Annotated in this window: 5 protein-coding genes; all 5 read left to right on the top strand. The window is 49.7% G+C overall.

Annotated features, from left to right (window positions below; genetic code table 11):
* A partial coding sequence (locus tag JW881_00130) for a right-handed parallel beta-helix repeat-containing protein (protein ID MBN1695890.1) occupies positions 1–722 on the top strand: 722 nt, incomplete at its 5' end.
* Between the two features lie 69 nt (positions 723–791).
* Positions 792–3,884 (top strand): hypothetical protein, encoded by a 3,093-nt coding sequence (locus JW881_00125; protein MBN1695889.1) that lies wholly within the window; start codon positions 792–794, stop codon positions 3,882–3,884.
* Positions 3,885–4,084: 200 nt separating this feature from the next.
* On the top strand, positions 4,085–5,767 hold the full coding sequence (locus JW881_00120; GenBank protein ID MBN1695888.1) for a phage late control D family protein: 1,683 nt from the start codon (positions 4,085–4,087) through the stop codon (positions 5,765–5,767).
* A gap of 91 nt (positions 5,768–5,858) precedes the next feature.
* Positions 5,859–7,049: an N-acetylmuramoyl-L-alanine amidase gene (locus JW881_00115; GenBank protein MBN1695887.1), complete on the top strand. Its 1,191-nt coding sequence runs from the start codon at positions 5,859–5,861 to the stop codon at positions 7,047–7,049.
* Between the two features lie 4 nt (positions 7,050–7,053).
* Positions 7,054–7,710 carry a hypothetical protein gene (locus JW881_00110; GenBank protein ID MBN1695886.1) on the top strand — a complete coding sequence of 219 codons (657 nt, stop codon included), beginning with the start codon at positions 7,054–7,056 and terminating at the stop codon, positions 7,708–7,710.
* The last annotated feature ends 100 nt before the right edge of the window (positions 7,711–7,810 follow it).

Raw genomic sequence — 7,810 nt, 5'->3', positions numbered from 1 at the left:
TTTCGGGGTATATCTGTGTGTTGAATGTGGACTCGGCGACGGAAGTGGCGTATAACCGCCTTATTGCCGTGGAAGACTCGAACACCGCGGGCGTCTACAATATCGGCTCATCACCTGTGATATACAATAATGTCATTGACGGCGGGGGCGACGAACTGGTGATGGCCAACTCATACGGCATCGTCAATGAAAGCGGTTCGGCTCCGGTGATCGCGAACAATACGATCTGTGCAGGAAGGGGCCTGATAGGAACCTACGGCATCTATCTCAAGGAGTCGCCAGGTACCGTGATCGAAAACAATATCATCTTTACGGATGACGGAACCTACCGGTTCGGCGTCTATGTCTGGAATACGGGGAATCCCGTATCGCTTCGAAACAACAATATCTTCGATTTCGTCGTCCCCTATCATTGCGGCAACGACGGAAGGATCATCGAAGTGACGGACATCCATCAGATGAACGCGTTGTCGGGATTTCAGGTAAGCGGCAATATATCTTCCCCGCCCGTGTTTTCGGATAGAGAAGCGATGGACGTGCGGATTACCGAAGAATCCGGCGCGAATACGCGCGCCGGGGGGCTTGATTTATCCGGTTATTTATTGGATGATATCGACGGGAATCCCCGGACCGGCGGGTACGGCGGGGATGCGTCAAGTATACGGCCCAATAATGAAGGTGCGGCCGGGTGGTCGATCGGCGCGTATGAATGCGACGGTTGACCGGAGGCACGGCTGCAATTGAAATAATTTCACGAAAGTGAAAAAATCAGCGTCATATAAGGAGGAAGTATGATATCAAGAAAGTATCTGGGTGTTTTCATTATTGTATTCACTATCCTGTTGCTAAGCGGGTGTCCGCTGTTTCAGCGGGAGCCCAAACTGCTGACGAGTCCGCTTGATCCGGGCGTCCAGCAGGTATTGGCGGATGCGGTCAGGGCAAACGGCGGCGACGAAGTCGTCCCGAATCTCGCCAATGACGGCGTTTTTGATTATATCGAAGCACGCATCGGCATATGCGGAAAAAATAAAAGCAATTCACCAAGATTGTTTATGCTGCTTGAAAAAGCGAGGGAACGGCATCTCGCTTTGAGCAGGGGGCCGGGCGGAAGCCTTGATCCGACCACCGGTGAGGAACCGGCAGAAGGCGACGGCCACGCGGTCGTCCAACTCGAACTCAAGGAAGACAGCACCATTTTCGCTTCCGCCTACGGCAGTGTTTATGACGGGAGAGAAGTTGTGGAAGATGATAAGCGGCCGCATATTTTTATGGATGTCAGGGCGTGGGACCTTCACTGGCTGCCGAAGACCGAGTACATTGCGGCCGAAACATTCGATACAAACAGCATCTCATGCAGCGCGAAGGGCACCTATAATATTGCGAAAGGCAGGGACGCCGACGATTATTTCGTCCAGGCGGATTCGATGCTGGCCTACGAGGATTACGACACGAACGGCGACGGGGTGATCGACGAAAATGACGATCCCAATGATCCCGTTCTCAGAATCACCTTCGCCTATATGGGAACCAAACCTGCGGACGTCACCTACCCGACGACGATGACCCTCATTCATCCGTATGAAAAGAACGCACCGGATCCGTCGCTGGATGACAAGACAGTCTGCACCGTCTGCCTCGAGCGTTCCGCCAGGGACTGCGATTACTCGATTGATGTCGATCACCGGGGCCAGATATTTTTGCCCTTCAAGGGTGAAATCGTCTACCAGGACGCGCGGATTCTTTTGGACGCTTCAACGGGCGACGGGGGCGGCATAGAAATGCAGACATGGGGAAAACCCGATCCGGCGGCGGTCGATATGAACGGCGAGTTCATCCGTAACATAAACCTGGTGCTGGGTCTCGACAACGGTGGTATCGGCAAGCGGATCAAACCGATATCAACGACTTTTTTCTGGAACAACAACAACACCTGGGCCTATTATAATCCCGATACGGGTACGTCGCGGCTTGTCTGGGACCTGATCGTACAGTTTCCGGACAAATGCTGGAACAACTCGGACAAGGTCGACTTTTTCGTCACCATCGACGTTCCGGTACGCCAGACGGCGGCCCATAAGGCGACGGCGTTCATTATTCCGGAAGCATACTACGACGGCACGCCCTACAAATTTTATCCCAACATTGAGAAAATGAATCTGCCGGAAGGCTATCACACCCTCGAAGTGCGGGGAAAAACGGACTCGACGGAACAGGCGAACCCGACCGTGTACCGCTGGACGGTCGACACGACCCCGCCCGTGGCCGAAATCGTCAATAAACCCCGCGCAAATACCGTGCACAAGAAGGCGGAGCTTTCGGTCGGTGGAACGGATGTCGTCACCTATCAGTACAAGGAAAGCATCATCTACGATCCGGGTACCCCGGCGCAGCGGATCGAGGCGGGCGACTGGTCGCCGCTCCGCGACATCAAGGAGCCCATCGTCTGCGATACCTCGGGAGACTCGTATCTGGAACTGCGGTATATCGTTTCCGTCCGCGGGGCCGACAAAGCGGGAAATCTCCAGGCGGAAGCGGATTCGACCGATTACAGCTGGACGATCGTTCCCGGTTTGAGTTCCGAAGCATATCTGGAGAATACGCCCGAACTTTTTTCACCCGTCGCAACGGCCGCTGTCACCGTATCCGGGCTGGGACTCGAGACATACGACTACAGGCTTGACGGGGGTATCAGGCAGTATGATTACAATATCGGAATCCCCATTAATCTTGTCGGCCTGAGCAACGGTATGCATACCCTCGAGGTGTGGGGATTTGACGGGGTCACCATGCAGGTAAATCCGACCGTTTTCAAATGGACCGTGAACGCGGCGCTGCCCGTCGCGGAACTCTTTATGCCGAAGACATCGGACAATATCTTCTCCTCACCCGATATCGAAATTGAGGTCGGGGGAGAGAACGTCACCGGCTACGACTACTCGCTCGACTCGGGAGCGGCGGTCGAGGGAAAAGCCGCAAGTGAACGCATCGGCCTCACCGGGCTTTCAAACGGTTCCCATACGATCAGGGTGTACGCAGTCAACAGGGCGGGAAGGAAACAGAGCTCCCCGACCGCCTATACATTCACCGTGAACAGGGACGCGGCGGTTCTTTCCCTGACGGGAACGCCTCCCGTTATCACCGGCAATCCGAATTTCAATGTGGAGCTTGTCGGCAATGCGATCAAGAGCTACCGGTATAAAGTGGACCTGTTGAGCGACGGTGCGGTCAGTTTCCCGGACAGGGTTAATGATCCCGAAGAAACGAACACGATCTATGGAATGGACAACAAACTGAGTATCACTATTCCCCTGGAAGATCTTTTCACCATGCCGAAGATGCAATTCGTCTGGAGTTGTGTCGCAGCGGGGACACCTATCAAAATGGCGGACGGTTCGGAAAAGGCGATTGAAACCATTAAAGAGGGCGATTATGTCATGTCAGAGAACGGACTGACACTCCCCGTTTACGGGATCACGACGGGAACCGAACATATCCCGATGTACCGGCTTATCGATGCGGACGGGCGCAATGTCCTCATCACGCAGGGGCACCCCGTACTCATGGGGGACAACACGATCAAACTCGTCAGAAACATCGAGCCGGGCGATTATATCAGAACGGAAAACGGGACGAGTATCGTCGAAAAGGTGTCGACGGAAATGTATGAAGGCGTCATCTACAACCTCACTCTCGGCTATTTGCCGGACATCACCCGGCCGGATCATAACGGCTATGCCATGATCGCCGGCGGTATTTTGATCGGCGACGAGAAAATGCAGCGGGTCGAGATGTCACGGGCGGACAAGCCGAAAGGTCCCGTGTTGTCGCGGATACCAGAACGATGGCGTTACGATTATCTCCACAGCCCGTTGCGAAAACAGTAAGAAAGCGACTGTACAGAATATCGTTACGAACGGCTGTCCGGACACATGGTCCGGGCGGCCTTTTTTTTGGTGCGCACGGCGGCGCGATATTGACAGATGCGGGGTGCCGTGGTAGAGTGACATCATGAGATTGCATACATACATCGTTTCCATGAAAACGGCTGCGTATCAATCAAGGGACAATACACGGGGGCCTTGTCGTGGCGGGTGACAATGATGTATTTCCCGTATTTATCATCTATTTCAATGGCGCCCGCCTCCCCGTCGAACGGGAAGCAGAAATAAAGGAAATAACCATCCTCAATCGTCTCGATGCGCCTTCATCCTTTTCGATCGTTGTGGCGGATCAGGAAAGCGAATGGGCGGAGAATGACGATTTTTACGTGGGCGCGGAAGTCGAGATCATGCTGGGTTATCTGAATGATCCGAAACCCTTCATCACCGGTGAGGTGACGGGGATGGACTGCAATTTCAAACAGGACAGGGTGCGGGAGGTCGTTGTCCGCGGATTCGACCGTCTGCACCGGCTCAACCGGTGCAAAAAAAGCCGTTCGTTCTCACAAATGACGGCGCAGGAAATCATCGAACAAATAGCGGGCGATCAGGGACTCAAGACGGATGTCGAATCATTGCCTCACAACCATCTTTTTACCCTTCAGCACAGAAAGACCGATTACGAATATCTGATCGACATTTCGGATTTTTACGATACAAACTTCTGGGTCGATGATAAAACCCTCTATGTCAAACGCCTTGAACGCAACAAGGCGGAAGATATCGTTTTAGAATATGAAAAAACCCTTATTGAATTTCTCCCGCAGACGGACACGTCAGGGATCGTATCCGAAGTGGAAATAAGGACCTGGGACGATCAAAAACAGGAAGTTCTGGTCGGATCGGCCGTTTTCGGCGATATCGATTCGCCGGGGGGGGAAGTCGTCGATTCGAATTTCGGCGGCGCGAAGGCGCTGATCATCGAGCCGCTTTCACTCGATCAGAAAAACACCGATCAACGATCGATGGACATTCTTGTACGCAACAACCGGGAATATGTGACGGGATACGGAGAAACATACGGCAATGCCGATATCAGGGCCGGTTCGATCGTCAAGGCGGAGGGACTCGGGAAGAAGTTTTCGGGTAAATACTTTATTGTCGCGGCAAAACATGCGGTGAAGCCTTTATCGGGGTATACGACATCGTTTGCTTTTACATCGGGTCTCGGTTCCCCTTCCCGGACAGGGGGGGAAGACGCCGGCATGGAAGGACACCCGGTCGGCAGTACAAAGAAAAAGGAAGAAGAAGCGGTTGCGGCAGCAGCGGGAGAGGAAAAACAGGAGAAAGAAACACAAAAAAAGCCGCAGATTTCCAACTGCCGGTGGCTTGAGGACGGGAACCAGATCGGCAAGGCGCATGTGAAAGACAAGGTGACACTCGCGGCTGATGTGACGGATATCGATGACGGTGTCTGGGTCGAGGCGACGATCTGGGAAAAGGATGAGGTCGGCAGTGACGATTTTATCGGGAGAAAATCGGCCCAGGTGAAGGGTTCAAAAATCGAGGTGCAGTGGGAAGTCGAATACCATGAGGATAGGGATGATGTCGAAAGCGCGGAAGAAGAGAAGGAGAAGGGATATACATTGCCGGAATACGTGTTCACGATAACATCGAAAAAGCCGGAGGCGGAAAGCGGAGAAAGCCCGGTGCTCGAGGTGTATGACATTTTCGAATACAAACCGGGCAGTCATCTGAACGGCAGAAAGGTGAAACTGATTCTGGCCGACGGGTCCGAACGAGAGGTGACGATCACGGATAATAAAATCTCCGAAAAAGAGCTTCCGATCGGTCCTGTGGAAATAATCTATCTTCCTGAAGGTATGTGACAATAGGTATATATCTTCTTATCGGACATAATTATATTTTTTGTGATATACGGAAAAACAATGCATGGATGAAAGGCCGTAAGAACGTATCATGGGAATAACGCTGACATATCATATCGGTTTTTATTTTACATTGAAATCGGAAAACGGGAAATTCATGTCGTTTTACAACTCGGCGAGTAAAAACGGCGCGGAAAAAATCTGGGTTGCGACGATCGCGCAGGACTATTTTTTCAAGGAAATCGGGACTGATTTACAGTCGCTGCATCTGTTTACCGCGGGATGGGATCTTGCGAAACCGAGCCTCGAAACGTCACAAAAGGAGATTGATAACTGGGAATTGTTGTACGGCGGGGGGCTTGAAATCGGCGAGTATTGCGCGATATGCATTCCCGGCTATAATTACGAATCAAACTCGGCCGATACATCTTTCAGCGTTGTCAAAAAAATAGCTGCCGAGTATCCGGAGATTACCCATGGCATGAGTATCACCGATTACGCCGAACTGGTCCAGACATTGTTTATACTTCGACACGGGAAATACCCCCAGGAATCTTCAGCTCCCGTCCATTATTACCTTCCGGGAGGACAGATAACAAGAACGGAAAACAGTTCTTCACCGACACCGCAAAATACAAATCCGGAAACCGAGAAACCAGTCGATAATGATTATAAAATACCGGATAAAGTCAAATACTTTGTCGTGCATCAGGCGGGAGGGAACAGCCAAAACCTGACGGAATCGACAATCAATGGCTGGAAAGCAGCCGGTCAAAAATGGAGATGCCATCTGTATATATTGAATAACTGCAAACTCGTATGGCTTGTCAAATTCAATGAAGTGGCGACCGGAACGAAACAGGAGACGATAAAAAATAAATTTCTGAAAGGTCAAATGATTCATGTTGAACAATGTTATTACAGTAAGGTGAAAGATATCCCCTACAATACTCATAATCCGGCGGAAGGTCCCCCTGAAGCGATGTATAATAAACTTGCCGAAATATATGCTAAAGTGACCTACACAAACAAAAGGAAACTGATAATTATTCCGCATAGGGAAGTGGACAGGGGAATCACTGTGCCTGATTCTGGACATAATGATCCATGGAATTTCGATTTTGATAAACTGTACAAAATACTCGAAACAAAATATGAAATCAAGATAAACCAGGGAACAGAGGGTATTACACAGGAACGATACCGTTACTGGAATGGTAGAGAACACAAGGTTCATTACACATGGCCGCCGCCGTTATCGGGTAAACCGGAAAAGGATTAAGCGTATGAAGAAAACAATACTGATTATGGCAGTTTGTCTTGTTGCGGTAATTACTTGCGCAAGCAGCGGATATGAGTGCAGTATTGCCATTAATGAATACTCGCTTCGGATTTCCTGGTCTCCGCAGCAGGAGATGAACGGTATGAACGATCTTTCCAATTTCTTTTCATTATTTAAGACGGTACAGGAATATTATTCATTTTTCGAACATGAGACCGGTGAAAAATGGTTTGACTGTTATTACAACGAAAACGATAATTTCATTTGTGTTGATCAATATGAAAAGTATAAAAAAATCGTTGAATATAAAATTGAAAACAGACCGGATAATAAACATAAAATTATGGATATTATTCTTAAAACGATAACCGCTACCATTCCGGATTATAATGAATCCGGCGGGAGCGATACGCTTACGCTTTATATGATATCGATACCAAAAAATGTTACCGGCAATGAAAGGATGTTTGAAACGGAAATTTATTATGGGGCCGAGATGGGTTTCCTTGACAATAAAGAATATGTTTTTTCATATGCATTCAGGAAAAAGGAAATAATGGAATATTGTCTGGAAACCGATCATGAGGTCATTATACTGAACGAAAAAAAATTTGAAAGAGACACGATCGATACATTGTTTTTATCCACAATCGTTCAATAAACGTTTTATTTTACCGTTAGTTTATTTTTACCGTGGAGCCCTTTATCGTCATATTCCGGCTTGCCTTGATTTCGATATCCTTGCTTTTCGTTTCCGCGGT

The organism is Spirochaetales bacterium (genome assembly GCA_016930085.1).
Taxonomy (GTDB): domain Bacteria; phylum Spirochaetota; class Spirochaetia; order SZUA-6; family JAFGRV01; genus JAFGHO01.
The sequence above is the reverse complement of the archived record's forward strand: the minus strand, read 5'-3'. Positions and strand labels throughout refer to the sequence as shown.